Consider the following 24,755-nt stretch of genomic DNA (forward strand, 5'->3'; position numbering starts at 1 on the left):
CCCGTGCTGGACTGCCGCACGTCGATACGATCGGTGGTTCGATCGGTGGTTCGACCGGTGAGGAGACAGCGTGGGGCACTCGAAAGAGCGCAGTAGTGCGGGCGACCCGGTGCGCACCCTGGAGTTGCTGTGGCGAGTTCCGCCGAGCCACGGCGCCGGTCGCGGCCCGAAACAGCGCAGCAGTGTCGAGGCGGTGGTCGCGGCGGCCATCGCGATCGCCGACGCCGAGGGCATCGGCGCACTCACCATGCGCGCGGTCGCTACCGAACTCGGTCTGACCCCGATGGCCACCTACACCTACGTGCCGGGCAAAGCGGAGTTGGTCGACCTCATGCTCGATACGGTGTACGTGGAGATGGAGCGCGCGGACCTGACCGCCCTGCCCTGGCGTGACCGGGTCACCGCAGTCGCTGCGGAAAATCGCGCAATGCTCGCGCGGCACCCGTGGGTGGCCTACCTACCGACCACTCGTCCGCCGCTCGGCCCCGGCCTCGTCGCGAAATACGACCACGAGTTACGCGCATTCGACGGTCTAGGCCTCGACGACGTCACGATGGACGCCGCGCTGACGTTCGTGCTCGGCTTCGTCACGTCCGTCGCCCGCATCGCCGGCGACACCGAGAGCGCCGCCACCGACAGTGCGATGTCCGACCAGCAGTGGTGGGAACACGCCGCACCGCTGCTGGAACAGGTCTTTGACGCACGGCGCTATCCGCTCGCCGCACGAGTAGGCGCGGCCGCGGGCCGAGCCCATGACGCCGCCTACGATGCCGAGCACGCCTATCGGTTCGGTCTGGCTCGGTTGCTGGACGGGCTCGCCCAGCACATCGAAGGACACCGAGTCTCCGACGTGGATCGCTAGACGCTGTCGCGCTGGATGCGTAGGGCAGCGATAGTAGCCGCGAGCCCGTCGTATTGGTTGACCAACAGGACGATTTCGATCAGGCTGCGCTCGTCGTAGTGCTGCGCCAAGGCAGTCCAGGTGTCGTCGTCGAGGTCGCGCGTCCGCACCAGCCGGTCCACCGCGGTCAGCAGGGCGCGGTGCTTGTCCGACCAACCCTCCGCGCCGGGGCCGGCACGCAGTCGGTCCAGGATCTCGACGGTCACCCCGGCCCGCCTTCCCAGCGCGATGTGATGGTCCATCTCGTAGTCGCATCCGCGCAGGTGTGCGACGCGGATGATCACCAGTTCGGACTCATGGCGCGGCAGCCGCCCGCCCGGCATGAGCTTGCCCGAATAGTGCAGCCAGCCGCGAAACAGGCCCCGAGTGCGACCGAGGGTACTGAACAGATGCGCGTCCTCGGTGCCCGCGGCGCGGGAAAGCACCTGCCAGACAATCCAGTTGATCAAGCCGAGTTCCCGGAGCCGTCCGGGCGAGATGCGTGGTCGCAGCGCTGAAACCATGCTCGATCGTCACCTCCGCGTGGTCTGCGGCCGGCGCTGGTGCCGAGCCGATGTGTGTGAGCCTATCCGGCGGTGGTCGGGGATCGGCGGACCATTCTTTGCTTTCCAGTGGTTTTCGCCGGGGTACCCCGTCATCATCAGTACCGATACGGGGCGGTGCGGTCGCAGTGGGATGCCCGTGCTCCAGGAGTGCGTAACAGGTCGGTAGGGGAACAGATGTTGGTGAGGATCAGGCCCGGAGCGCAACTTTCCGGCGCCGAGCGGGAATTCGTCGCGTGCCTACGGTCGTATCCGACGACCGGTCTCGCCATGATCGACGTCGAGGCGGACAACCGGCGGATCGACGCGGCGGTCTGGACGCCCCGCGGACTCACCGTGCTCGAGGTGCACGGGTTCCTGCGTAGGCAGAGCGGTGTCTTGAGCACGCCCGTCGAGGGGCCGTGGAAGATCGGCGACGCCGTGGTGGACCTCGATGGCGAAGGTTCCGGAAGTCCGTCCGATCGCGTGGAACACGGTATCTACGCGGTGAAGCACATGCTCCAGCGGGCCCTGCAAGATCCGGGGCATATCTGCGGCGCGGTCGTGCTCGTTCCGTTCCGCGGTGCGGTGGTGCGCCCAGCGCGCACCAATCTTCGACCCGGTCTGGACGTCGTCGTCGGCAACGTCGCGGACGCGACCGAACTGCGCATCTACTTGGAAGGGTTCTCGGCGGGACCGCGCAGCTGGACCGCGGATCGGGTGATCGGTGCGTGCGATGCGCTCGGCCTCGCCGATCTGGCGCCGTCCCGCGCCGAGTTACTCGACTCCGGCTTCGAGGAGAAGATCCCGGAGCCGACGAAAACTATTGCTCGCCAACCGAAACCGCGGACCGAGCCCACCCCGGGTGTCTCGACGAAGCAACAGGCATACACGGGCTGGGCGGTGGTCGCCGTCGCCATCGTCGGCATGGTGATCGTGCTCGGCGTGATCGCGACCGCGCTGGCCCACGATCCGGCACAGCCGGCCCCAGCGGGCGACGCCGGCACGACGAGTCCGACGCCCTCGCCGCCGCCGTACCACCCCACCGACTGCTGGCCATTCCAGCCGAACTGCTGACCTCGATTCCGCGCGGCGCGTCCCAGCTCGGCCAGGCGCGGCGCTGACTGGGCACGCGCGAGCGGGTGCGCCCGTGCCGCGTCGATATCAGCGATCAGCCGGTCCGGCGCGGCGTCGATCGCGCCGGACGGGGCGACACAGGAGGCGTCTTCCTTCGCGTCACAGGCAGACAGCAACATGATGGCAAGTGAGACCGAGGCCGGTAACGTCAACGCCTTGACCATGCGAGTGCGCGATATCGTTGCGTGGCACGGAAATTCGAGATCCAAGTGAAGGCATTCTCCTCTTCAAGTGGCGCGGCGGCCCCCGGTTGGCCATATCGAATATCTCGCTGTTCCACGCGGTTACGGCGGAAGACGCGCGCTGCGTACATCGGCTGTATTCGTGATCCGGGGTAGGCAGAAGTTGTTGCACCGGAATGTCCCCCGGTGCGGAACAGACGTCGAGTGTTTCGCCTGTGTGAACCTTTCGGTTATCTGCTGGTTAATCATGGTGAGGTCGATGTGGACCCGTTGACCAGCGGCGTCTTCCTTACGGTTGCGTAGCGTCGCCGCGGTACGGCACTCTTCGATTTGTACGACGTCAGAACCGCCCGATCCCCCGGCGGCGGGCCCGGGGCTGTGAGTCGAGGAGGACGAGGTGGGGCACTACAAGGCGAACCTGCGTGATCTCGAGTTCAACCTGTTCGAGGTGCTGGAACTGGACAAGCTGCTGGATACCGGCGCCTACGGTGACCTGGATTCCGACACCGTCCGCGCGATTCTGTCCGAGGTGAAGCGGCTGGCGGAGGGCCCGGTCGCGGCATCGTTCGCCGCCGCGGACCGCGACCCGGTGGTCTACGACGCGACCACATGCGCGATCTCGGTTCCGGAGCCGCTCCGTCGAACGATAGCTGCCGTGCGCGAGGCGGACTGGGGTCGTCTCGGCATGCCGGCGGGCATGGGCGGCACGCCCGCCCCCGCGGCCGTGGTGTGGGCGGTCGGCGAGATGATCACCTGCGCCAATCCCTCGGCGTCCTTCTTCGCCATGGGCAGCGTGATGTCCTCGGTGTTGTACAACGTCGGCACACCGCTGCAGCGGCACTGGGCCACCCTCGGTTACGAGAAGGGCTGGCAGGGCACCATGGTGCTGACCGAGCCGGACGCCGGCTCGGACGTCGGCGCGGGCCGCACCAAGGCCATCGAACAGCAGGACGGTTCCTGGCATCTCGAAGGCGTGAAGCGCTTCATCTCCGGCGCCGAGGTCGGCGATACCGCCGAGAACGTCTTTCATCTGGTGCTGGCCAGGCCCGAGGGCGCCGGTCCCGGCACCAAGGGTCTTTCGCTGTTCTACGTCCCGAAGTTCCTGTTCGACCACGAGACGTTGGAACTCGGCGCCCGCAACGGTGTCTACGTCACCGGGGTCGAGCACAAGATGGGCCTGAAGTCCTCGCCCACCTGTGAGATGACATTCGGCGGCACGGACCTGCCCGCCAAGGGCTGGTTGGTTGGGGACGTGCACAACGGCATCGCCCAGATGTTCCAAGTGATCGAGAACGCCCGGATGATGGTCGGGGTCAAATCGTCGGGCACCCTGTCGACCGGTTATCTGAACGCGCTCGATTACGCGAAGAACCGCGTACAGGGCGCGGATCTCACCCAGATGACCGACAAAGCCGCACCCCGGGTGACCATCGCCCAGCACCCCGATGTTCGGCGTTCACTCGCCCTGCAGAAGGCGTATGCCGAGGGGTTGCGGGCGGTGTACCTGTACACCGCCGCCCATCAGAACGCTGATGTGGCGCAACTGGTTTCGGGTGCCGACGCCGAACTGGCCCACCGGGTGGGCGACTTGCTGCTACCGATCGTCAAGGGCGTGGGCTCGGAACGGTCCTACCAGTGCCTGACCGAATCGCTACAGACCCTCGGCGGTTCGGGCTACCTGCAGGATTACCCGATCGAGCAGTACATCCGGGACGCGAAGATCGACTCACTGTACGAGGGCACCACCGCCATCCAGGCGCAGGATTTCTTCTTCCGCAAGATTATTCGTGACAACGGTGTGGCGCTCGGCCACCTCAACCGACAGATCGCGGCGTTCCTGGACGCGAAGACCGGTCGGTTCGAGACCGAGCGTGCGCTGCTGCGCACCGCCGAGGCGGATGTCCAGGCGATGACGGCCACACTCACCGGCTTCCTGATGGCCGGGCAGCAGACACCCGCCGAGCTGTACAAAGTCGGCCTGGGCTCGGTGCGCTTCCTGCTCGCGGTCGGCGACCTGCTCATCGGCTGGCGGCTGCTGGTGCAGGCGGAGACCGCGGCCGCGGCGCTCGCGGCCGATGTATCGGACCGGGACCGCGCTTTCTATGCTGGAAAGGTCGCTGTCGCGGGTTTCTTCGCGAAGAACGTGCTGCCGCAACTGACCGCGGTCGCACGGATCATCGCCGCGCTCGACAACGACATCATGAACCTCGACGAGTCGTCGTTCTAGTACCGCACCGGCCAGACGCGGCATCCGGGCGATACACGTGGGAGATCCGGCCGCCAAACCATTCGGAAAGGCCGATCAGAAGGCAAGACCGGCCGCCGCATGGTGTCCAACGCACGAAATGAGTACCGATCGGCAATCTCGAGTAGAGTCGATGCACAGTAGCGCCGCGCAAGCTTCCCACGAGAGGTAAGTTCAGGTCGAGTACTGGCCTTGTCGAGCCCCTAAACTTGGACGATGGTGCAGCCAACTCCCTGGCAAGCAGGCAAGAGCGACCGGCAGGCCCTCCCCAGCCGGGAAAGAGGCCGTGCCGCGCGACGCCAGATCGACATCGCGCAGGTTCTGGCTTCAGTGCCGCCGCTGCCGGCGTCGTTCCGGAAGGACTGGGCTTATCTGTGCGCCGCAGCCGGAAATATTGTCGTCTTCTACTTGCTGTTCAAGCCATGGGGCGTCGGTAACGGCCCCGACGGCAAGATCGCCACCAACGCCTTCGGCAGACTTCGAGTCAACACAACCCTCACGTCGCTCTGGTCAGGGGCGCCACCGACGCCCACGAAGGTCAATGGCACCTGGGCTGTCCTTGCCTCCGTCGCCATCGCTGTCACCGTCTTCGCCGTGGTGATCAATCTTCAAGCACGCACCGAGCTGCTTTCTCGCGTGGCAACAGGTGCTACGGTGGCCGTGACAATTTTTGTCGTCATGGCGCTGGTCGACATCAACAGTAAATTGGAAGCACTCCGGGGGATGGTCTCGTCCGGCAGCCACCGGGATATGGGCACTCAGATCGGCCTGATCATTCGCTGGGCCTCCGGCAACGGCAGCTACCCGATACCCGGAGCCCGGCAGTACGCATGGCCTACCGGCACTCTGACCACTGAGGCGTGGCTTGCACTCGTGTTCGCGGCGGTATCGGCTCTGGTTGCTCTCACGCAGTGGGTTCGTGGGCTTCCGAACGGATCTGTTCGCTGGCAGTGGCGTTTCCCCACCGCTACCGGGTCGGAATCGTCGGAACCCGACAACGGCACTACGCCTCGCACCGACCAGGCCGACCCGGAGCAAGCCGCTGCTGGGCAAACCGAACCTGAGCAAGCGTCTGCTGCTAAGCAAACCAAACCTGAGCAAGCCTCTGCTGAGCAAGCCAAACCCGGGCAAGCGAAACCTGGGCAGACGGGCCCGGACCCGAATTAGAGCCCGGAACGCGTCTAGTGCGTTGACCACGAATGTTCGCCGGGTTGGGTGACACGCCGCTGGGAATCCGGCGGTGTGCGCGCGGATTGCTCCCCTGTTGACGGTGAATGCTTTCGATTGTGTGGGGTGGTTTGTGGCGGAACCTGTTCGACCGTAGGGCTACCCGCGCTGGCGCAACACCAACGCCGGCCATCCTGACATCCGTTGCAGCGCAACGCCGAGAACGCGCCCGCGTCCGCGGCGAACGCCAGCAACGCTGGGGCCGGCCACGAACTCACACGACCGCCGCTTGACCAGCAAAAGTCCGTGGTCAACGCACTCACCTGCGGATACTGTGATCGGATGCGTAGCGACGATCTGTTGGGACTCTGGCAACGACGGTGGCCGCGGTGTCCCCCGTTGGCTGATGAGCTGAAGCATGCCTATCGGGATCGATGGGTGCGGTTCCATAGCCTGCCTCGGTCGAAGCGCTACCCAGAAACTGCTGACGAGTACGGCATCGTGCTCGACCGGTACAACACGGTCCTGGACGAGTTGTTCACCGGGCAAGAGATCTACCTCATCACCTCCGACTGGTCCAACCGTCCTGAGCCGGGCGCACGACCCGATGACCACGCACAGTGGCATCCCGATGCCCGCTACTGGACCTCGGTCTGCAATGACCCGACCGAGACCGACGCCGAGTTCATCTCCTACACCCACCTGTTCGTCAGCCGGGTCCCCTGGCAGCACGGCGCTGTAGATGACCTTCTGCGCGCCGTAGCCGACGACGCCACCGCAGGGGTCATGATCGCTGACCTGGCCTTGGAGCGGATTCACCATCCCTACGACGGCGGCACGGATGTTTTGCTGCGCACTGCCGCCGAACGTGACACGCTCATGCACCGGCACGCGGGTTGGCTGTCCCAGCACCCCGAAGGTTTCTGAACTTGTCGTTGATGGCGGCGGTTCTCCTCCAGGCTCGTCCACCGGCCGACTGGCCTCGCCAAGCATGCTCAGTAGCCGTTCTCGAGCGGAATCCAGACGGGCGGAGTAGTCCGGCATGAAGATCTCCGACAGCGATGTGTCCAGCGTCCCGGCGATCCGATGCAGCGGCGACCACACCGCACGCTCCTAGCTCACAAGACCGTCGAACTCTGCCGTACCCATCATGCGGTCGAGCCAGTCGGACAACACCAACGCTTGATCCCGCGTCAATCTGATCTCGAAATCATCCTCAGACATCCCCCGAGGCTACTTCCGGTCGACACCGCGAACATTCGTGATCAACGCACTGGACACCCAGGGACCTGGACGAGACAGCGTCCGGGGGTGTGGCCGCAAAGTTCGTCGAAAGTCATGCGGCGAATGGGCGAGGAGTGGGCCTTCTGGCACGACCTGTCCCTGAATGACTGTCGAAGTCGTTCCGACCGGCTGAGATCGCAGCACAGGCATGTGTGCCGTGGCCAGGGGGTGTCCCGCACTCGCGTCGTTACTGTCGATGATGTCCATCCACCGGCCGAAGGGGGTTCGGCATAGTCGAGGGCAGGTCAGACGTCGGGGGTGCGAGAAGTCTGAGGACGACAGGCCGGGAGAGGATGCCCGAGACTTGTCGGGAGAGTTGGTTGGCGCTGGCGCCGGCCGCGTGTGCGGTGCGCAGGGCGTCGGCGAGTTCGGTGCGGGCCGATTCGGCGGCCGCTCGAGCATCCCGAAGACGGTGCGCCGCCTGGTCCACCACGGACATGTCGTCTCTGGTCAAGTCCTTGATCAGTCCGGCTTCCGGGAGCGGTGCTCGACCCTCGTCCGCAGGCGCGTCGCGGTGCAGTGCAGCCCGCGCGAATTCCATCATGAACTCGCGGGTGGCGTCCTTGTCCTGCGCGGCGGCCGCACCGAGCAGCAGTTGGGTGGTCTGCGGCACCGCGTGCGACCAGTTGGCCAGTCCGCACAGTGCGAGCAGTAGGCGGCCCGCGCGACCGGAGTCGACATCGAATTGCGCTTGGGCAGGGTCGAATGTGCGCACATGGTGCTCGGCGTGCCATCCGTCGATATCGTGCACGTCCGCACCACGGTGCAGCGCCTCCCAGAGCAACAGCCGTAACAGTTGCGGGTTGTGCCGGTGATAGTCGAACAGCTTGCCGACGTAGGCGCCGGGTTCGGTGTCGGCCATTGGCTCGACCACCTCGCGGAATTCGCGCATGGCCTCGAGGAGGATGACGTCGAACAGCTTGTCTTTGCTGCCGAACAGGCCATAGATGCGCTCTTTGTTCACGCCCGCCGCTTCCGCGATGCGGTCTACTCGTGCGCCGGCCAGGCCATACCGCGCGAATTCGTCGCGCGCGGCACGCAGGAGGGCCTGCTTGGTCGCGTCGCTACGTCTCATGGTGGCCACCATGGTCTATACTCTACCATCTCCATAAACCAACTAGTTGGTTTTGCAGGTTCGTCCCGCGCGGGCAGCCCTGTTGACCGGATCGGCGTTCAGTACGCCATGGCGGTGCTGGTCGGGGCGTACAGCGGTGTCGAATCGACCGGCGTGGTCGAGGGCTCTGGTGAACTACTCGCGCCGCGCGGGCGCGCTCCCGGTCATGGTCGCGCGGCCGCTACTTCAGCACGTACGGCGACACCGAACTCCGGTGCTCGCTGATGTCGAGAACCTTGCCCAGCGGCGGAAACGCGCGTTGCGGACAGTTGGCGCGCTCGCAGACCCGGCATCCCGCGCCGATTGGCGTCGCCTGCACTTCGTCGAGATCGATGCCGTCGGCGTAGATCACGCGGCCCGCGTGTCGCAGTTCGCAGCCGAGGCCGATAGCGAACGTCTTACTCGGCTGGCCGAAGCGGGTGGCGCGGCGCTCCACCGTACGGGCCACCCACAGGTACTTGCGGCCGTCGGGCATCTGGGCGATCTGCGTCATGATCTTGCCGGGGTAGGCGAAGGTCTCATAGACGTTCCACAGCGGGCACGTGCCGCCGCTCGAGGAGAAGTGGAAACCGGTGGCGGACTGACGCTTCGACATATTGCCCGCACGGTCGACCCGGACGAAGGAGAACGGCACGCCACGCAGTGTCGGCCGCTGCAGGGTGGACAGCCGGTGGCAGATGGTCTCATAACTTTGGGTGAAGAACGCCGACAGCCGCTCGATGTCGTAGCGGAAATCCTCGGCGACCTCGTGGAAATGCGTATACGGCAGCACCGTCGCCGCGGCGAAGTAGTTCGCCAAGCCGAGCATGGCCAGTTTACGGGCGTCGTCGGACGCGAAATTTCCCTCCTCGACCAGCCTTTCCAGCAGCGTGCCGCACTCGAAATAGGCCAGCTCGGCGGCCAGCTTGAAGGTGCGCTGCCCGCCAGAGAGGTGCGGTGCGATCTCCAGGTACTGGGTCTGCGGGTCGTAGCGGTGCAGCACGCCCTCGCCGAGGTCGATGCGTTCGACGATCCGCACGTCGTGCGCGCGCAGTACCCTGGCGATCTCGCTGTGCACATCGCCACCGTGGAATCGGATGCGTGCGGTGAGTTCCTCCGCGGCTGTGTCCAATTCGTGGATGTAGTTCTGCCGCTGGTAGAAGTAGTCGCGCACTTCCTCGTGCGGCTTGCTGATCGCCGCGCTGCCCGCGCCGTCGGCGAATCGGTCCTCGGTGGCGGCGGCCAGTTGTGCGGAGGTGTTGCGGTAGCGGTTGTGCATATTGACCAGCGCTCGGGCCATGCTCGGGTGCGCGGAGACCATGTCCGCGATCTCTTGGGTGTCGGCCTCGATGCCCAACTCCTGGTCCATCACGACCTCCTGGAGTTCGGCGATGAGCCGGGTGTCGTCCTGGGTGGAGAAGAACGTCGCGTCGACGCCGAACACCTCGCTGATCTTCAGTAGTACCGGCACGGTGAGCGGGCGTACGTCGTGTTCGATCTGGTTGAGGTAGCTCGCCGAGATCTCCAGCTTCTGAGCGAGCGAGACCTGGCTCAGCCCTCGTTCGGTGCGCAGCTGGCGCAGCCGCGCACCGACGTAAGTCTTGGCCATACGCCCAGTTTATGGCGGCTTTTGCACACTCGCCAATGGGGAATTAGCAGCTGATCCGAGCAATGTGTCACACCCTCGGGTTACCGTCGACAGGTGTTGTTCTCGGATGTGGTCGAGGTCTCGGGGACCGTTCGTGCGACGAGGTCGCGCAAGACGAAGATCGCCACGTTGGCCCGGTTACTGACGTCGGCCGCACCGGGGGAACTGGCGCCGGTGGTCGCCTGGCTATCCGGCGAACTGCCGCAGGGGCGGATCGGGGCGGGCTGGCGCACGCTTGCCGTGCTGGACGGCGCGTCGGCAGTCGTTGCGACGCTGACGGTTTCGGCGGTTGATTCCGCGCTGGGCGATCTCGCTGAAACCTCCGGTCCCGGATCGACGGCTCGTCGCAAAGAACAGCTCGCGGCACTCTGGTCTGCCGCGACCCACGATGAACAGGGCTTTCTGCTGCGCCTACTCACCGGGGAGCTACGTCAGGGCGCACTGGTCGCGATCGTCGCCGAAGCCGTGGCCGCTGCCGCCGACGTACCGCCGGATCTGGTGCGCAGGGCCTACATGCTCTCCGGTCAGCTGCCGGTCACCGCCGAAGCCGCACTCACCGGCGGAGCCGAGGCATTGGCCGAGTTCCGGTTGGAAGTCGGTCGTCCGATCCAGCCCATGCTCGCCTCGCCCGGCGCGTCGCTCGATGAAGCGCTGGCCGAATTCGACGGGGCGGTGAGCGTCGAGCACAAAATGGACGGCGCCCGCATCCAGGTGCATCGGAATGGTGACCAGGTGCGGGTGTTCACCAGGACGCTGCGCGAGATCACCGCGGGTGTGCCGGAACTGGTGGACTTGGTCGCGGGGCTGGACTGTACGAGCGTGGTACTGGACGGAGAAACGCTCGCGCTCACCGACTCCGGGCGGCCACGCCCGTTCCAAGAGACCATGAGTCGGTTCGCCGAGGTGAGTTCTACCCGGGAGTTGTTGTTGCATCCGTACTTCTTCGACTGTCTGTACCTGGACGGCCGGGACCTGCTCGATGCCCCACTGTCCGAGCGCCGCGCCGCGCTCACGACGGTGGCCGGTGCGCACAGCATTCCCGCGCTGATCGCGCCGGATGCCGAGGTTGCCGCGGAATACTTCGACGGTGCGCTCGCAGCCGGGCATGAAGGTGTCATGATCAAGTCGCTGACCGCGCCGTATGCGGCGGGTAGGCGTGGGCGAACCTGGCAGAAGATCAAGCCGACCCACACCCTCGATCTGATCGTGCTCGGCGCGGAGTGGGGTTATGGTCGCCGCGCCGGATATTTGTCGAATCTGCATCTGGGCGCGCGCGACCCGGAAACCGGCGATCCGGTGATGGTCGGCAAGACTTTCAAGGGCCTCACCGACGCGCTGCTGCGGTGGCAGACAGCCGAATTCCCGCGCCACGAGCGATCTCGCGACCAATCCACCATGTATCTGCGGCCGGAACTCGTCGTCGAGATCGCTCTGGACGGGGTCCAGGTCAGCCCGCGCTATCCCGGTGGTGTGGCGCTGCGATTCGCCCGAGTGGTGCGCTATCGGCCGGACAAGGATCCCGCCGAGGCCGACACCATCGATGCGGTGCGTTCACTGCTGCCGTGATCGTAAGGAATGATTCATCGGCCCGACGTCGGCGTGTGTGGCGTGCGAAATCGGTGCGCGCTGTCAGTATGAGCCCGTCGGATACTCGACACCTGTGGTGGTTCGGCAATGTTCTTTCCTCGGGACGGACAGGGATCAGCAAGTGGGTGCGATGGTGCGGTGGCTGCTTCGCGTGCGTTACCTCGGGGTATCGGCGCTCGTCGGTGCCCTTGCGGTCAGTGCTGTGTCCGGGACATCGGCTCAGGCGAATCCGGTCGAGCAATTTCTTTCGCCGTCACGCGAATACCTCGGAATTCTGCCGACCCCGTTGGGTGATCCGTTCTACACGCCGCCGCCGGACTTCGAAGGCAGGCGGACGGGAACTGTTCTTGCCACCCGCCCGAGCGGCACCGGTCTGACCCTCTTTCCGCTGGTCTCGACCGAACTGCTGATCCGGTCCACCGATGCCAAGGGCCGCCCGGCGCCAGTGGTCGCGACGCTGCTCATGCCGACCGCGCCGTGGCCCGGACCCGGTCCGCGCCCGCTGCTGTCGTTCGACGCCGCGATCGACTCGCTCGGGCACAAATGCGCGCCGTCCTATGAACTGAAATCGGAAGTATCCACCATGCTGTGGGCCGCGCAGATTCCCCTTTCCAAGGGTTACGCCGTGGTCGTTCCGGACCACCAAGGCCCACGACAGGCCTACGGCGCGGGCCGCATGGCCGGTCACGCGGTGCTCGACGCGATCAAGGCCGTGATCCGTGCGCCAGAACTCGGATTGCGTCCCGACGCGCCGACGGTGGTGACGGGCTACTCCGGTGGCGCCATTGCCACCGGGTGGGCTGCTGAACTGGCATCGGAGTACGCGCCCGAGGTGAATCTCGTCGGCGCGGCGTTCGGCGGCGTCCCCGCCGACTTCGGCATGCTGCTGGACACCATGAACGGCCGCAACGCCGCCGGCGGGGTCTTTCTGGCCGCGACGCTCGGGCTGGCGCGGGAGTATCCGGAAATGCTCGATCTGATGAACGACAACGGCTGGCGCTTGGCCCAGATCGGTAAAGACATATGTATGCCGGCGGAGGAGTTCATCGGCCTCGTCGCGCCGATCCCGGTGCAGGCGCTCACCGATGTCGGCGCGCCCACCGAGTTGCCGATGGTCAGGGAGATCCTCACCGCCAATCGCCTCGGTGCGACCGCGCCGAATGTGCCGGTGTTCCTCTACCACGCCACGCATGATCAGTGGGTGCCGATAGCCGGGGCCGAGAACCTGTACGCGCAGTGGTGTGGTGGCGGGACACCGGTCGAATTCAAGGTGTATCCCGGTGAACACTTCATCGCCAGTTCCAGTGGCATTCCCGATGCGAATGCCTGGATCGATGATCGCTTCGCGGGCAGGCCGGTCACACCGGGATGCACGCGATTCGGCTGAGATAGGACAACATCCACGCTATCGCATCTCGGACGCGCAACTGACAGCAACCGCATGCCCATGATGTCGGCCGGTACCGCACACTAGAAGCGTGACCGCCGAATTACTGGTTCTCCTGATCGTGATCGTCACGGCACTCGCATTCGATTTCACCAATGGCTTCCATGACACCGCCAATGCCATGGCGACGTCGATCGCCACCGGTGCGCTCAAGCCGCGTGCCGCAGTCGCGCTGTCGGCGGTGTTGAACCTGGTCGGTGCCTTTCTGTCGGTGGCAGTCGCGGCCACCGTGGCGAAGGGCATCGTCCGTCTCGATGCGGTGTCGGGCCACGCGTTGTTGATCATCGTGTTCGCCGGACTGGTCGGCGGCATCTTATGGAATCTGCTGACCTGGCTGTTCGGCCTGCCGTCGAGTTCCTCCCACGCGCTGTTCGGCGGTCTGATCGGCGCGACGCTCGCCGCGCTCGGCTGGAGCGGTGTGATCTGGGCGTCCGGCGCGGACGGTGTGATCATCAAGATCATTCTTCCAGCCGTTCTGTCTCCGGTCGTCGCCGCGCTTGTCTCGGCGTCCGGAACCTGGTTGATTTACCGGATTGTCCGTAACTCCGACCAGGGCAAGGTCACCGAAGGCTTCCGCTGGGGCCAGATCGGCTCCGCCTCGCTGGTCTCCCTGGCGCACGGCACCAACGACGCGCAGAAGACGATGGGCGTGATCTTCCTCGCGCTCGTCGCGCACGGGACCCTCACCAAGAACGACGAGATGCCGCTGTGGGTGATGGCCGCGTGTGCTGTCGCCATCGCGGCGGGTACTTACCTCGGGGGATGGCGGATTATCCGGACCTTGGGCAAGGGGCTGGTCGAAATCGATTCGCCACAGGGTCTCGCCGCAGAATCCGCGTCAGCGGCGATTATTCTCACCTCCTCCGCTCTCGGCCTGCCGTTGTCGACCACACAGACCGCCACCGGCGCGGTCCTCGGTACCGGGCTCGGCAAGGGCGCCGAGGTGCGGTGGAGCGTGATGGGGCGGATGGTGGTCGCATGGCTGCTCACCCTGCCGCTGGCCGGCGTCGCGGGAGCGATCTGCTGGACTATCGCGTATTTCATCGGTGGGCTGGCCGGCGTGCTCGTGGTGTTCGGCATCCTGATCACGCTGTCGGCTCTGATGTATCTCCGGTCGCGGCGCAATCCGGTGCACACCGGAAACGTCAACGAGTGGCCGACCGATACGCCGAGTGCCGCACCTGATACGCCGGGGCGTGCGAAAGAACCGGTCGAGGGTGGGCAGTCGAAGGAATCCGGCTCGACGTCTCGTTCGGCACAGGTCTAGGAGGGCGACGACGTGCACATACTCGTCACGAATCTGAATGCGCTGTGGAAGGTGACGGCGGTTGGGCTGCTGCTCGGGGCAGGGCTGCCGACGATTTTCGCGATCGGTGTGCGGGCCTGGTCGGCATCGGAAGCGGTCGGCGCGGACGGCGGCGGGGTGCGGCGCAACTACCCGGCGCTGGCGGTCGCGCTGGTGTGCCTCGTGCTGGTGGTGGCAGTGATCGTCGCCGGCATTCTCTACACCGCACGGGCATTCATCGCGGCCAGGTTCGGCATACATCTGTTCGGATATGTATGAGAGGCGAAGAGTGACCGACCAAGTGAAACCCGCGCAGTTACGGTGGACCCTGCTCGGCAAGATCGTCGGCTGGCTGCGCGCCGGCTACCCGCAGGGGATTCCGCACGCGGACTATGTCGCCGTGTTCGCGGTGCTGCACCGCCACCTTACCGACTACGAGGTGGTGGCGATCGCCGAAAAAATGGTGGTGTCGAACCCCGACAGCATGTTCACCCACGCGGACATCGAGGCGGCGATCGGCCGGTTTGTGAAGGAGCAACCGAACGACCGCGACATCGCTCGCGTCGCTTCCCGTCTGGCGGCGGGCGGCTGGCCACTGGCCGCGCTTTCCGCCGACTCCGACTGAACGAAAAGCGTCGGCCGATGCCACCTTTCCTGAACGCCATCATCGAATGGCTGCGGGCCGGATATCCGGACGGTGTCCCGGAATCCGACTACATTCCGCTGCTGGCCCTGCTACGCCGCCGTCTCTCCGACCAGGAGGTCGCTCGGATCGCCACCGAGTTGGCCGGGTCCGGCGACCTGCACACCGACAAGATCGACATCCAGGTGATGATCACCAGGATCACCAACAGCATGCCGTCCGAAGCGGATGTGACTCGCGTGCGCACTCGTCTGGAAACCCACGCCTGGCCGGACCCGACCGAGGATTAGTTCAGGCGGAGTAGTGCCTTCCTGGCTCACCCCGTCGATATGTCGCGAACCAGACGGAGCGGACTCCGGTACACCCTCTGAATCATGGTGGCGCCGTCTACCAATGCGCTTTTGCTGAAGGTAAGCGCATCTCGCAGCACCTGACCGACATTGTTGACCATGCACGCCCCTGCTTTTCGAACACCGACCGGTGCAGCGCGTGATCGGTATATCGCCGTCGCGGCCTACCCATACGACGAACTGCGCGGCCGGGCGTAGGTGGCGGGACGTAGTCCCACGGTGTACTCGGCTCGTCCTGCCCTGCGGTTCATCGGTGACGTCGGGGTCCGCTCAGATACGGGAGCCGGCGCAGACCCACTGAGACTTCATAGGCGAGGTCTTCGTAACCGAGTGCGAGTTCGGCGAGACGTTCCCACGCGTCGTGGACGGCCCATTCGGGTGCGACCGTGAGGAGTTCGTGCGCGCTCCGCGAGAATTGGGCGAGGCGGTCGACCACCGTTCCCACGGTTTCGGTGTGCATATGAGCGCCGCCATGCGGGAGTGGCACCTCGGTGGCGATCCAACGGTCGATACTCAGAACGATTCGCGCTCGTTGCTGGTCGATATCGTTGCGCTCGACCGACTCGGTGTGCAGCCGTCGCCCGTGCAGCACGGCGAGTAGGTGCGCGGACTCCAGGACCGGATGGTCGCCGTGTGGCGCGACGCGACAGGCTTGCAAGACACGTTCTTTGGACGGCAGCGGTTCCACTGCGGTGACCCCCTGGATCGTATGGTTTTCCGGACGGCGAGCGCGAGCCGAAGTCATCGACGATGCCGCCCACCTGGTCGCGGAAATCGGTGCCGCCGTGGGGACGGCCCGGTATTCCACGGTGTTTCGATCACGGCCAAGCCGAAGGCCTCCAGCGCGGTGAGCCCCATCCGGCTGGCGAGCTCTTGCATCAGTGAAACCGCCTCGGCCGCTTGGATCGCCGCCGTCGCTTGCTCGGTGGTCAACATCCGACCGCGCAGATACGACACCACCCATGCGTCTTCACTGACTCGCCGGGCCTGATGCGGCGTCCGATCACTGACCATCCAAGCCCGGTCGATGACGTGCACCGACACCAGAACCCCCCGATCCGTCGAGCGGGCCGCGGAGCCCCCGCTTGTGATGTGCGACAGTCGAACTCGAATATTGTAAAGTATACAAGTCAAGATATGGAAGTGAAGTGCGCCGCGTCTTTCTCGGCTGGTCGTCACTGTCGCCTGTCGCCTGTCGCCTGTCGTCGTTGTCGGCGGCGGTATTGTGCGAGGCATGGCCCCATCACCTGCGGTTGCGCGTTGGGAGCTGGCACTTCGGCTTCGGCAGCGACGGCTGGAGTTGGGGATCGGCGCCGCTTCGCTCACCAGGGCGCTCGAGGTATCGGCCGCGTACTGGTCGCATATCGAGAACGAGCGCAACTTGCTTCCGAAGGCCAAACTCGAACAGTTGCTCGACATCCTCGAGATCGATCCGAGTGAACAGCGCGAATTGCTCGCGCTGCGTGAGACTGCCAAAGGACGTGGCTGGTGGAGCCGATATTCGGCGTTGTTCGGTGAGGAGATCCTGCGCTACTACGGAATGGAGTGGGGAGCGGAATCGATCCGAACCTACGAAAGCGTCATGATGCCGGGCCTTCTGCAAGGCGAGGAGTTCATTCGGGCACTGATGCTCTCGGCGGGAGCGACAGTACCGGCGATCGAGGTCGATCAGCGTGTCGACGCGAGACTTCACCGGCAGCAAAGGTTGGTGGGCGACAGTCCGGTCGCACTGCGGGCGGTGATCGGTGAAGCCGCGCTGCGTCAGCAGATAGGCGGTCCCGGCGTGCTGCGGCGACAACTTCTCCACCTGGCCGATCTCCTGGAATCGCAACCGGCCTCTCTCGACGTGCGGGTCATCCCGTTCACGGTCGCGGACAGTGTTCCGGCAAGCGCCACTTACCATTTGCTGGATTTCGCCAGCCCTCGGTTGCCGACGCTGGCCTGGCACGAATCGGCGGTATTCGGCCAGATCATGGTTGATGGTGACAGCCGAAAGGACACCACAGTGCGTGACTTGGGTTTCGTCTTCGAGCGAGCGCGGTCGGCGGCGCTGCCTCGGGCCGAGTCCTTGGCACTGATCCGGGAGACCGCGGCTGGATTACAGTCGACCGGGTGAGCAGCGCCGGTTGGTTCAAATCCTCGTACTCCAATGACAGCCAGACCTGCGTCGAGGTGTGCTTCGACGGTGAGCGGGTCCTCGTCCGTGACAGTAAGTTTGCCAGCCTTCCCGCAATCCGGCCGGTTCTGATGGTCACGTCGACCCAGTGGTCGGCATTCACGACGGCCATTCGGGCGGCTGAGTTTTCGTAGCCGGACTCCGCTTCGCCCCCGGCGGTCGCCGCTCCACCGGTCGCGGTCCCGGCGGTTCCCAGCTGACTCTCAGCGTGGTTGAAACGCTTACTCAGGTGGGCGGGCGAGGCTGGCTCCGTCGGTGCGAAGCGATCGGCTCCGACTGCACTACCGGTGGACAACTGCCCTGATCCACCTCCCGCCGGCCGGCGGCGCTGACTCCCTCGCTCGCGCCGCCGGCCGCAACCGGCCACCGGATGACCTGGCTGTGGCGAGACGAGAAGACCAGCGCTTGCTGCGCTTCATGGCGAATACCACGGTGAATCGGAGCAGGCTCCCTCGTCACGTCGGATGCCTCGCCTCAGGCGAGGAGGCGCAGGAAACGCTCGACTTCCGACTGGATGGCAGATCGTGCGGGGCCGAGGTATTCGCGGGGGTCGGACAGGGTGGGGTTGTCGGCGAGGGTGGTGCCGATGGCGGCGGTCATCAGCACGTTGAGGCGGGTGGCGATGTTTATTTTGCGCATGCCGTGGTCGACGGCGGCGCGCAGGCCCTTGTCGGGGACGCCGGAAGACCCGTGCAGGACCAGCGGAACCGGAACGCTCGCCGCCAGGCGGGATATCAGGTCGTTGTCGAGTTCCGCGGTGCGGGTGTGCATCGCATGCGAGGAACCTACGGCGACCGCCAGGGCGTCGATGCCGGTGGCGGTCACGAATTCGGCGGCCTCGTCGGGATCGGTGCGAACGCCGAGGGCGTGGGCGCCGTCTTTGCCGCCGACCTCGCCGAGTTCGGCCTCGATATGCACGTCGCGATCATGGCACCAGCGGGCGATGGCGGCGGTAGCCGTGACGTTGTTCGCGTAGTCGAGGGTCGAACCGTCGTACATGACCGATTGGATGCCGAGATCGACTGCAGTGCTGATCAATTCGAATGTGGTGGCATGGTCGAGATGGACGGCGACGGCGGCGCGGCTTTCGGCGGCGATGTGCAGGCAGGCCAGCGCGAGCGGGGCGATGCCACCGTGGTAGTTCACCGTGTTCTCCGAGAGCTGCAATACCACCGGCTTGTGCGTCGACTCCGCGGCCGCCGCAATAGCCTCGGCATGTTCCAGGGTGATCACGTTGAACGCACCGAGCCCACCCGGGCGCGCTGTTTCGATCAGATCGGGAACCGCGGTCAGTGGCATAGCGCGCGGCTCCTCGGCCGCTCGGCTTCGGTGGGATCGCCATGCTTGCCGCGGACGCCCTGAAAGGGAGTGATTCGAGGGCGGTCATCGGGTGCGGTGTAATCGGATTCGATGTCTCGGGTGCGCCCGCCACCGGCCCGGCCGCGGGGACGACGGCGCGCACCGATCGCCTCGGCGCTGTCGGCGATCATGGTGCGGTGTCCTGCGGGGTCGGGAGGTCCAATTGCTCGACTCGGACCGTGGGAGCGACGTTGGCGCGCAGGCATCGATCGAACTCGCCGGCGACCGGGATGACGACGGAGGCCGCGGAGGTGGCGACCGCGTCGGTGAGGATGGCGGGCCAGTCCGGGTCGGGTTCCTCGGAGAGGGCGGCGATTACCGCGGCGGTGGCGGAATCACCCGCACCGGTGGGATTTCCGGCGAGCGGCTCAGGTAGGACGGCCGACCAGGCGCCATCGGCGGTGACCAGGACCATGCCTTCCGCGCCGCGCGTGGCGATGACCGCGCGCACACCGCGATCGATGAGCGGATAGGCGGCGGCCACGACCTCATGCTCGGTCTTCGGTGTCATGCCGGTGAGACGCCGCAGTTCCGTCCCGTTCGGCATGAGCACGATCCCCGGCACCTCGGTGGCCAAGCGCAATGCCTCGCCGTCGACATCGCAGATGGTGGGCACATCGGCCGCGATCGCGGTCCGCGCGATCTCGGCGGGAAGCGAGGGTTCGATGCCGCCGGGTAAAGATCCGGAGATGACCAGGCCATCGATATCGGGCAGCAGACCTGCGACGCGCACCGCCAACTGTTCGGCGGCATGCGGATTGGACACGCGAGCGCCCGGCTCCCACAGAGCGGTGGCGGTGCCGTCCTCGGACTCACTGATCACCACCGTACGGCGCACCCAGGGCAGTGCGTGCACGAAGTCGACCGGCATTTCCAACTCGGCGGCGGCTGCGAAGGCGTAGTCGGAGAACCCGGTCGCCCTGGCGTATTTGCCGAGCTGATTGAGCACTCTGGTCACGTTGATGCCCTTGCCGCCGATGCGCTGCTCCACCGAACGGACCCGGTGGGCCTGTCCGCGTTCGAACCGTTCGACCCGGTAGGTCATGTCGTACGCGGGATTCATTGTCACGGTAAGGATCACGACACCCACTGTCCACGTCTGAGCACCCGGCGCAACCGGAGACTGTCATCGACGGTCACTACGTCGGCGAAATACTCGGCCTGTAGGTCACCGACATCGGCCAGTCCGAGCGCCGTGGCGGGGGTCGAGGTGGCGGCCGCCACCGCGGTCCGCAGCGGAACACCGGAATCGTGTACTGCTCGCGCCACGCACTGCAACAGTGTGCTGACGCCGCCGGCGATCGAACCGTTGGCGATTCGGGCCACCCCGTCGCGCACCGTGACCGACCGCGGGCCGAGCTGGTACTCGCCGTCCGCGAGCCCCGCCGCCTGCATGGCATCGGTGACCAACGCGACCCGCCCCGGCGCGGTCGCGAACGCGAGCGCGGCGAAGCCGGGATCGACGTGCACGCCGTCACCGATCAATTCCACGAATGCGTGCCCTTCCGCCGCCGCGACCAGACTCGCGCCGACCGGACCGGGATCGCGGTGGTGCAGCGGCGCCATCCCATTCGCCAAGTGCGTGACCAGACTGCCGAAGCCATGGGGACGCAATGCCTTTCGGAACGACGCGTAATCGGCGTCGCTGTGGCCCAGCGCGACCACCACGTCGTGGTCGGCCAGTCGGCGTGCGACAGCGGCATAGCCGGGTAGTTCCGGTGCCATTGTCATCACGCGCAGCTGTGCGCCCGCGGCGGACACAAGTCGGTTCGTCAGCTCGAGGTCGGGGTCGCGTAGAAACTGCGGATCTTGCGCCCCGCACCGGGCCTCCGACAAGAAGGGACCCTCGAGGTGAATGCCGCCGAGCACCCCTTCCTCGGCCAATTCCCGCAGTACGGCGGTTTGCGCCACCATGTCCGCCGCGGCCGCGGTGACCACGCCCGCCACCACGGTGGTCGACCCATGGGCGTGGTGGGCCTGTGCTGCGGCCCGCGCGTGCGCACGGTCCACGGTGTCGAACCGATACCCGAATCCGCCGTGATTGTGAATGTCCACCAGCCCGGGCAGCACGATTCCAGCGAACGGCGGCTCCGGTGCATCCGGATGCGCGGCGCGCCATTGCGCGAACGACCGCACCGCAGTGATGCGCTCGCCGGCTATCGATACCACGCCGTCGTCCAGCATCGAACTCGTCGACACGATGCGCCCACGAATCGTCGGCGTCACTCGAGAGTCCCCTGTCGTGCGAACAGCGCGGCGCCCGCCAGACCCGCGCGGACACCGTACTCGCCGAGCACGACTCGCGGTGCGGGAACCAGGCGTAGCCGATCGGTCAATGCTCGGTGTAGCGGCTCGGTGAGAGCGGCGCCTGCCCCGGCGAGCCCACCGCCGAGGACGATCAGTTCGGGACAGGTGGCGTGCACCATGCCGACCAGGCCGTCGGCCAAGGCGTCCACGGCGTCCTCGACCACGGCCGCCGCGTCCGGATCGGAAGCGATCAACGCGAAAATTTCCGCGGCGCCGGATATTTCGCGCCCGGTGCGACGAGTGTAGGTGCGTGACATCGCCGCACCGGACGCCACGGTCTCCACGCAGCCGATATTGCCGCAGGGGCAGGGCACTCCGTCCGCCCGCCGGACCGGCACGTGACCGTACTCGCCTACTTGCCCGTAATGGCTGCGCACGAGTCGCCCGCCCACGGTGAGCGTGCCGGAGATGCCGGTGCCGAGAATGAGCACGCACACGTTGTCGTGTCCGCTGCCGGCCCCGAACCGCGATTCGGCCCAGCCCGCAACGGTGACATCGTGTTCGAGTAGGACCGGGATGTCCCAGCGTCGGGTGAACCGATCGCCGAGGTGCACATCGCGCCATCCGACGTTGCTGCTGAACACCGCGATCGAGTTCGCGGTATCGACAAGGCCGGGCAGCACCACTGCCGCGCGGCCGACCAGGCGGCGCTGTACTCCGGACAGTTCGGCGAGCAATCGATCACCGAGTTCGGCCATCGCGTCGAAGGCGGCCTCGCCCCACGGGGTGGCGACGGTTCCCGTCGCGAGCACTGTGCCCGAGATATCCGTGATCTCGCCTTTGATGGTGGTCCCACCGACATCCAGGCCGAGCGCCAACGCGTCGTCGGGCAGTGGCACGACCGGTCGCGACGCTGTCGCGGCCGTACCCGGTGTTGTCGTGGACATCGCGTTCGTCTGGTTGGCGCCGTGCATGAGATCGGCCGGGCTGGGCGAGTCGGATCTGATCGTGCCGGAGGGGGTCGGCGGCTCCAGCGGTGGGGTTCCCATGCTCGGCACAGTAGCTCCCGTCATGAACCGCACGGCAGCTCTCGGCGCGGACCGCGCGGCCCGGGCTCGGGAGTTACTACCCGGCGCCACGCGCACCGCGCCGTCACGGCTCGAGCAGCACGGAGCGGTTCAGTCCGCGCGGATGGTCGGGGTCGAGACCGAGATCGGCCGAGCGCAGTACGCAGAGCTGGTGCACGCGCACCAGGTCGGCCATCGGGTCGATGGCGCGATGTTCCAGGTGCGCGCCGGTGGCGGCGACATCGTCGGCGAAATTCGGCGGCAGCGGCCCGAAGCCCCAGACCGCGCGGCCCGGGGCGGAGATGCTGATCGGGCCGTGCCGGTACTCGGTCGCCAGGTACGCCTCGGTCCAGGACTGGCAGGATTCGCGCAGTTTGAGCGCCGCCTCGTCGGCGATGGCCGCCGCAAACCCCATGCCGACGAAACTGATCTGCTCGGCCCCGCGCACCTCGGCGAGTGATGTTGCGGGGTCTTGCGCGAGCACCGCGCGCGCCTGCGCGATCACCGGGTCGAGGTCGTGTCCCAGATGCCGGCGCAGGATCGCCAAGGCGGTAGTGGCGAAGCGGGTCTGTACTACCGACTCCTCGTCGACTTGATCGATGAGGATCGGGTCGCCCAGCTCGAGGACGGGTGTGCCGGGGCTGGAGCAGATAACGGTCCGTGGGATGTGCGTGGGGATGGCCCGCATCGCCCGCACCACTTCGGTGGTGGTGCCGGAGCGGCAGATCACCAGGTAGCGGTCGTAGTCTCGACCGCTGCGCACCTCGCTCGCGGGCCAGGCGTCGGTAATCCCGTGTCCGGCGCCCTCGCGCAGCGCGGCGATCGCCCGAGACATGAAAAGTGAAGTGCCACAACCGATCACCGCTACGCGCTCACCCGGTTGGGGAAGGGCGGCATGGCGGTCGGCGGCGATGGACGCGGCGCGCTCCCAGTCGTCGGGCTGGGTGGCGACCTCGGTGGCCAGATGTGTCACTGGGGTGGGCTCGGCGGGGATCGGCACAGGGACAGGATCACCCCATGTGATCGTTCATGTCAAATTTACAAGTAAATCGGTCACATGTGATCACCGTTCGGGCTAGATTGGCAGCACGGACGGTACGTCCTCTCATCATCGGCGGTTCGCTGGCGCCGGGTGTGAAAATCTGAAAGGTTCTGCTCGTGAAAAGACCACTCCACCGCGTTCTTGCCGGAGTCGCGATGGTCACCGGCCTAGCGCTGGCGCTCTCATCCTGCGGTTTCGGTTCGAAAGAGGCCGCGGACTCCGACACCACGATCAACTTCCTCGCCCCCGCCTACAGCGACGGCGCCACGGGCACCAAGGCCCTCTGGGACGGCATCATCGCCGAGTTCCAGAAGCAGAACCCGGGCGTCACCGTCAATCTGCAGATGGAATCGTGGAACTCGATCAACGACGTTGTGCGCACCAAGTTGCAGTCGACGTCGACCACCCCGGATATCCTCAACATCGACGCCTACGCCAGCTTCGCGGGCGACGGCATGCTGTATCAGGCCGCCGACATCGTCTCCCCGGCAGTGCTGGCGGACATCCAGCCCGGCTTCGCGAAGAACGCCTCGCTGAACGGAACGCAATACGCGCTTCCGCTGTTCGCCTCGACCCGCACGCTGTTCTACAACACCGAATTGTTCGCCAAGGCCGGCATCGCCGCACCGCCGAAGACCTGGGCCGAACTGACCGAAGCGGCCGGGAAGATCCAGGCGCTCGGCGGCGGTGTGTCCGGCTATGGACTGCCCCTCGGTAGCGAGGAGGCCCAGGGCGAGACATCCATCTGGACCTTCGGTGCGGGCGGATCCTGGGCCGACGGCGACCGGCTGACCGTGGACACGCCGCAGAATCTAGAGGGTGTCCAGGCTATGCGCGCGCTGATCGACGCCGGTGTGACCCAGCCGAATCCGGGTGCCACCGATCGCAAAGACGTGATCAACGCCTTCATTCAGGGCAAGATCGGCATGATCGAGGGTCTGCCGCCCACCATCGGCCAGATCGCCGCGAAGAACCCGGGTCTGCAGTACGCGACCGCTCCCTCGCCGACCAAGACCGGTGCGCCGGTCACGCTCGGCGTGGCCGACCACCTGATGGCCTTCAAGAAGGACGGTAAGAAGACCGCGTCGATCAAGAAATTCCTCGACTACTTCTACTCCGCCGAGGTGTACGCGAACTTCGTGCGCCACGAGGGCTTCATCCCGATCACCAACAGCGCGACCGCCCTGCTCGCGGACGACCCGGTGACAAAGGCGTTCGCCGCGACGCTGCCGGTAGCTCGGTTCTACCCCAGCAACAACGCGGCGTGGGCCGCGGCACAGGGCGCGATCCGCCAGCAGATGGGCACCATCGCTCAAGGCGCGGATCCCGCCCAGGTGTTGCAGCGAATCCAGGAAGCCGCGAAATAGCGTGCGG

25 protein-coding genes are annotated in these 24,755 nt (G+C 66.1%); 14 read left to right on the forward strand and 11 right to left on the reverse strand.

Going from position 1 to position 24,755, the window contains the following annotated elements:
- The first annotated feature begins 70 nt into the window (after positions 1 to 70).
- Entirely contained in the window at positions 71 to 862 is a 792-nt protein-coding gene (locus AB0C34_RS10920) for a TetR/AcrR family transcriptional regulator C-terminal domain-containing protein (RefSeq protein WP_357069798.1), read from the forward strand.
- Here AB0C34_RS10920 and AB0C34_RS10925 read toward each other — a convergent pair.
- Complete coding sequence (locus tag AB0C34_RS10925; protein ID WP_357070137.1) at positions 859 to 1,392, reverse strand: carboxymuconolactone decarboxylase family protein; 534 nt, start codon at positions 1,390 to 1,392, stop codon at positions 859 to 861. The two genes, AB0C34_RS10920 and AB0C34_RS10925, sit on opposite strands and share 4 nt — an antisense overlap.
- Before the next feature lie 228 nt (positions 1,393 to 1,620).
- On the opposite strand from AB0C34_RS10925, the gene AB0C34_RS10930 reads away from it, so the two are divergent.
- From AB0C34_RS10930 to AB0C34_RS10945, 4 genes are all read left to right on the forward strand, one after another.
- The gene (locus AB0C34_RS10930; RefSeq protein WP_357069800.1) at positions 1,621 to 2,499 is read left to right on the forward strand and encodes an NERD domain-containing protein; all 879 of its coding nucleotides are present in this window, start codon (positions 1,621 to 1,623) and stop codon (positions 2,497 to 2,499) included.
- A 639-nt stretch (positions 2,500 to 3,138) separates the two neighbouring features.
- Entirely contained in the window at positions 3,139 to 4,968 is a 1,830-nt protein-coding gene (locus AB0C34_RS10935; RefSeq protein ID WP_357069802.1) for an acyl-CoA dehydrogenase, read from the forward strand.
- Positions 4,969 to 5,202: 234 nt separating this feature from the next.
- Complete coding sequence (locus AB0C34_RS10940) at positions 5,203 to 6,153, forward strand: hypothetical protein (RefSeq protein ID WP_357069803.1); 951 nt, start codon at positions 5,203 to 5,205, stop codon at positions 6,151 to 6,153.
- Between the two features lie 342 nt (positions 6,154 to 6,495).
- The gene (locus AB0C34_RS10945; RefSeq protein ID WP_357069805.1) at positions 6,496 to 7,080 is read left to right on the forward strand and encodes a hypothetical protein; all 585 of its coding nucleotides are present in this window, start codon (positions 6,496 to 6,498) and stop codon (positions 7,078 to 7,080) included.
- A 544-nt stretch (positions 7,081 to 7,624) separates the two neighbouring features.
- Here AB0C34_RS10945 and AB0C34_RS10950 read toward each other — a convergent pair.
- Both AB0C34_RS10950 and ramB read right to left on the reverse strand, forming a co-directional pair.
- Positions 7,625 to 8,512, reverse strand: a complete 888-nt coding sequence (locus AB0C34_RS10950) for a TetR/AcrR family transcriptional regulator (RefSeq protein ID WP_357069807.1) — start codon at positions 8,510 to 8,512, stop codon at positions 7,625 to 7,627.
- Positions 8,513 to 8,732: 220 nt separating this feature from the next.
- Complete coding sequence (gene ramB, locus AB0C34_RS10955; RefSeq protein WP_357069809.1) at positions 8,733 to 10,139, reverse strand: acetate metabolism transcriptional regulator RamB; 1,407 nt, start codon at positions 10,137 to 10,139, stop codon at positions 8,733 to 8,735.
- A gap of 93 nt (positions 10,140 to 10,232) precedes the next feature.
- Here ramB and AB0C34_RS10960 point away from each other — a divergent pair, with 93 nt between their 5' ends.
- The 6 genes from AB0C34_RS10960 (at position 10,233) to AB0C34_RS10985 (ending at position 15,430) form a co-directional block, all read left to right on the forward strand.
- Positions 10,233 to 11,744, forward strand: a complete 1,512-nt coding sequence (locus AB0C34_RS10960) for an ATP-dependent DNA ligase (RefSeq protein ID WP_357069811.1) — start codon at positions 10,233 to 10,235, stop codon at positions 11,742 to 11,744.
- A 151-nt stretch (positions 11,745 to 11,895) separates the two neighbouring features.
- Positions 11,896 to 13,152, forward strand: a complete 1,257-nt coding sequence (locus tag AB0C34_RS10965) for a lipase family protein (RefSeq protein WP_357070139.1) — start codon at positions 11,896 to 11,898, stop codon at positions 13,150 to 13,152.
- A gap of 91 nt (positions 13,153 to 13,243) precedes the next feature.
- Entirely contained in the window at positions 13,244 to 14,479 is a 1,236-nt protein-coding gene (locus AB0C34_RS10970) for an inorganic phosphate transporter (protein WP_357069813.1), read from the forward strand.
- Positions 14,480 to 14,491: 12 nt separating this feature from the next.
- Positions 14,492 to 14,776, forward strand: a complete 285-nt coding sequence (locus AB0C34_RS10975; RefSeq protein ID WP_357069815.1) for a hypothetical protein — start codon at positions 14,492 to 14,494, stop codon at positions 14,774 to 14,776.
- Between the two features lie 10 nt (positions 14,777 to 14,786).
- Complete coding sequence (locus AB0C34_RS10980; protein ID WP_357069817.1) at positions 14,787 to 15,122, forward strand: DUF3349 domain-containing protein; 336 nt, start codon at positions 14,787 to 14,789, stop codon at positions 15,120 to 15,122.
- A gap of 17 nt (positions 15,123 to 15,139) precedes the next feature.
- Positions 15,140 to 15,430: a DUF3349 domain-containing protein gene (locus tag AB0C34_RS10985; RefSeq protein WP_357069819.1), complete on the forward strand. Its 291-nt coding sequence runs from the start codon at positions 15,140 to 15,142 to the stop codon at positions 15,428 to 15,430.
- A gap of 307 nt (positions 15,431 to 15,737) precedes the next feature.
- Here AB0C34_RS10985 and AB0C34_RS10990 read toward each other — a convergent pair whose 3' ends face one another.
- On the reverse strand, positions 15,738 to 16,235 hold the full coding sequence (locus AB0C34_RS10990) for a DUF4254 domain-containing protein (RefSeq protein ID WP_357069821.1): 498 nt from the start codon (positions 16,233 to 16,235) through the stop codon (positions 15,738 to 15,740).
- Positions 16,232 to 16,534, reverse strand: a complete 303-nt coding sequence (locus tag AB0C34_RS10995; RefSeq protein ID WP_357069823.1) for a hypothetical protein — start codon at positions 16,532 to 16,534, stop codon at positions 16,232 to 16,234. Before AB0C34_RS10995 ends, AB0C34_RS10990 begins: the two co-directional genes overlap by 4 nt.
- Positions 16,535 to 16,724: 190 nt before the next feature.
- On the opposite strand from AB0C34_RS10995, the gene AB0C34_RS11000 reads away from it, so the two are divergent.
- Both AB0C34_RS11000 and AB0C34_RS11005 read left to right on the forward strand, forming a co-directional pair.
- A complete protein-coding gene (locus tag AB0C34_RS11000; RefSeq protein WP_357069824.1) occupies positions 16,725 to 17,606 on the forward strand; it encodes a helix-turn-helix transcriptional regulator in 882 nt (293 codons plus the stop codon).
- Positions 17,603 to 17,800: a DUF397 domain-containing protein gene (locus AB0C34_RS11005; RefSeq protein WP_357069826.1), complete on the forward strand. Its 198-nt coding sequence runs from the start codon at positions 17,603 to 17,605 to the stop codon at positions 17,798 to 17,800. The genes AB0C34_RS11000 and AB0C34_RS11005 overlap by 4 nt, the downstream gene beginning before the upstream one ends.
- Positions 17,801 to 18,140: 340 nt before the next feature.
- On the opposite strand, the gene AB0C34_RS11010 is transcribed toward AB0C34_RS11005, so the two are convergent.
- From AB0C34_RS11010 to AB0C34_RS11035, 6 genes are all read right to left on the reverse strand, one after another.
- Positions 18,141 to 18,965 (reverse strand): class II fructose-bisphosphate aldolase, encoded by an 825-nt coding sequence (locus AB0C34_RS11010; protein WP_357069828.1) that lies wholly within the window; start codon positions 18,963 to 18,965, stop codon positions 18,141 to 18,143.
- Positions 18,956 to 19,156 carry a hypothetical protein gene (locus AB0C34_RS11015; protein WP_357069830.1) on the reverse strand — a complete coding sequence of 67 codons (201 nt, stop codon included), beginning with the start codon at positions 19,154 to 19,156 and terminating at the stop codon, positions 18,956 to 18,958. Before AB0C34_RS11015 ends, AB0C34_RS11010 begins: the two co-directional genes overlap by 10 nt.
- Positions 19,153 to 20,106, reverse strand: a complete 954-nt coding sequence (locus AB0C34_RS11020) for a 1-phosphofructokinase family hexose kinase (protein WP_357069832.1) — start codon at positions 20,104 to 20,106, stop codon at positions 19,153 to 19,155. Before AB0C34_RS11020 ends, AB0C34_RS11015 begins: the two co-directional genes overlap by 4 nt.
- Positions 20,103 to 21,251 (reverse strand): amidohydrolase family protein, encoded by a 1,149-nt coding sequence (locus AB0C34_RS11025; protein WP_357069834.1) that lies wholly within the window; start codon positions 21,249 to 21,251, stop codon positions 20,103 to 20,105. The genes AB0C34_RS11020 and AB0C34_RS11025 overlap by 4 nt, the downstream gene beginning before the upstream one ends.
- A complete protein-coding gene (locus AB0C34_RS11030) occupies positions 21,248 to 22,321 on the reverse strand; it encodes an ROK family protein (protein WP_357069836.1) in 1,074 nt (357 codons plus the stop codon). The genes AB0C34_RS11025 and AB0C34_RS11030 overlap by 4 nt, the downstream gene beginning before the upstream one ends.
- 103 nt (positions 22,322 to 22,424) lie before the next feature.
- Positions 22,425 to 23,339, reverse strand: a complete 915-nt coding sequence (locus AB0C34_RS11035) for a sugar isomerase (RefSeq protein ID WP_357069838.1) — start codon at positions 23,337 to 23,339, stop codon at positions 22,425 to 22,427.
- Positions 23,340 to 23,497: 158 nt separating this feature from the next.
- Between AB0C34_RS11035 and AB0C34_RS11040 the strand changes: the two genes are divergently transcribed.
- The gene (locus tag AB0C34_RS11040) at positions 23,498 to 24,748 is read left to right on the forward strand and encodes an extracellular solute-binding protein (RefSeq protein WP_357069840.1); all 1,251 of its coding nucleotides are present in this window, start codon (positions 23,498 to 23,500) and stop codon (positions 24,746 to 24,748) included.
- Positions 24,749 to 24,755: the final 7 nt, after the last annotated feature.

Origin of the sequence: Nocardia sp. NPDC049220, from assembly GCF_040647855.1 — a bacterium.
Lineage (GTDB): Bacteria > Actinomycetota > Actinomycetes > Mycobacteriales > Mycobacteriaceae > Nocardia.

What these genes read in the sequence shown, in the direction of transcription:
- AB0C34_RS11015 (WP_357069830.1), bottom strand. Translation starts at nt 19,156, where the DNA reads ATGATCGCCGACAGCGCCGAGGCGATCGGTGCGCGCCGTCGTCCCCGC.
- AB0C34_RS10950 (WP_357069807.1), bottom strand. Translation starts at nt 8,512, where the DNA reads ATGAGACGTAGCGACGCGACCAAGCAGGCCCTCCTGCGTGCCGCGCGC.
- AB0C34_RS10985 (WP_357069819.1), top strand. Translation starts at nt 15,140, where the DNA reads ATGCCACCTTTCCTGAACGCCATCATCGAATGGCTGCGGGCCGGATAT.
- ramB (WP_357069809.1), bottom strand. Translation starts at nt 10,139, where the DNA reads ATGGCCAAGACTTACGTCGGTGCGCGGCTGCGCCAGCTGCGCACCGAA.
- AB0C34_RS11010 (WP_357069828.1), bottom strand. Translation starts at nt 18,965, where the DNA reads ATGCCACTGACCGCGGTTCCCGATCTGATCGAAACAGCGCGCCCGGGT.
- AB0C34_RS10990 (WP_357069821.1), bottom strand. Translation starts at nt 16,235, where the DNA reads ATGACTTCGGCTCGCGCTCGCCGTCCGGAAAACCATACGATCCAGGGG.
- AB0C34_RS10965 (WP_357070139.1), top strand. Translation starts at nt 11,896, where the DNA reads ATGGTGCGGTGGCTGCTTCGCGTGCGTTACCTCGGGGTATCGGCGCTC.
- AB0C34_RS10940 (WP_357069803.1), top strand. Translation starts at nt 5,203, where the DNA reads ATGGTGCAGCCAACTCCCTGGCAAGCAGGCAAGAGCGACCGGCAGGCC.
- AB0C34_RS11000 (WP_357069824.1), top strand. Translation starts at nt 16,725, where the DNA reads ATGGCCCCATCACCTGCGGTTGCGCGTTGGGAGCTGGCACTTCGGCTT.
- AB0C34_RS11030 (WP_357069836.1), bottom strand. Translation starts at nt 22,321, where the DNA reads ATGGGAACCCCACCGCTGGAGCCGCCGACCCCCTCCGGCACGATCAGA.
- AB0C34_RS10945 (WP_357069805.1), top strand. Translation starts at nt 6,496, where the DNA reads ATGCGTAGCGACGATCTGTTGGGACTCTGGCAACGACGGTGGCCGCGG.
- AB0C34_RS10930 (WP_357069800.1), top strand. Translation starts at nt 1,621, where the DNA reads ATGTTGGTGAGGATCAGGCCCGGAGCGCAACTTTCCGGCGCCGAGCGG.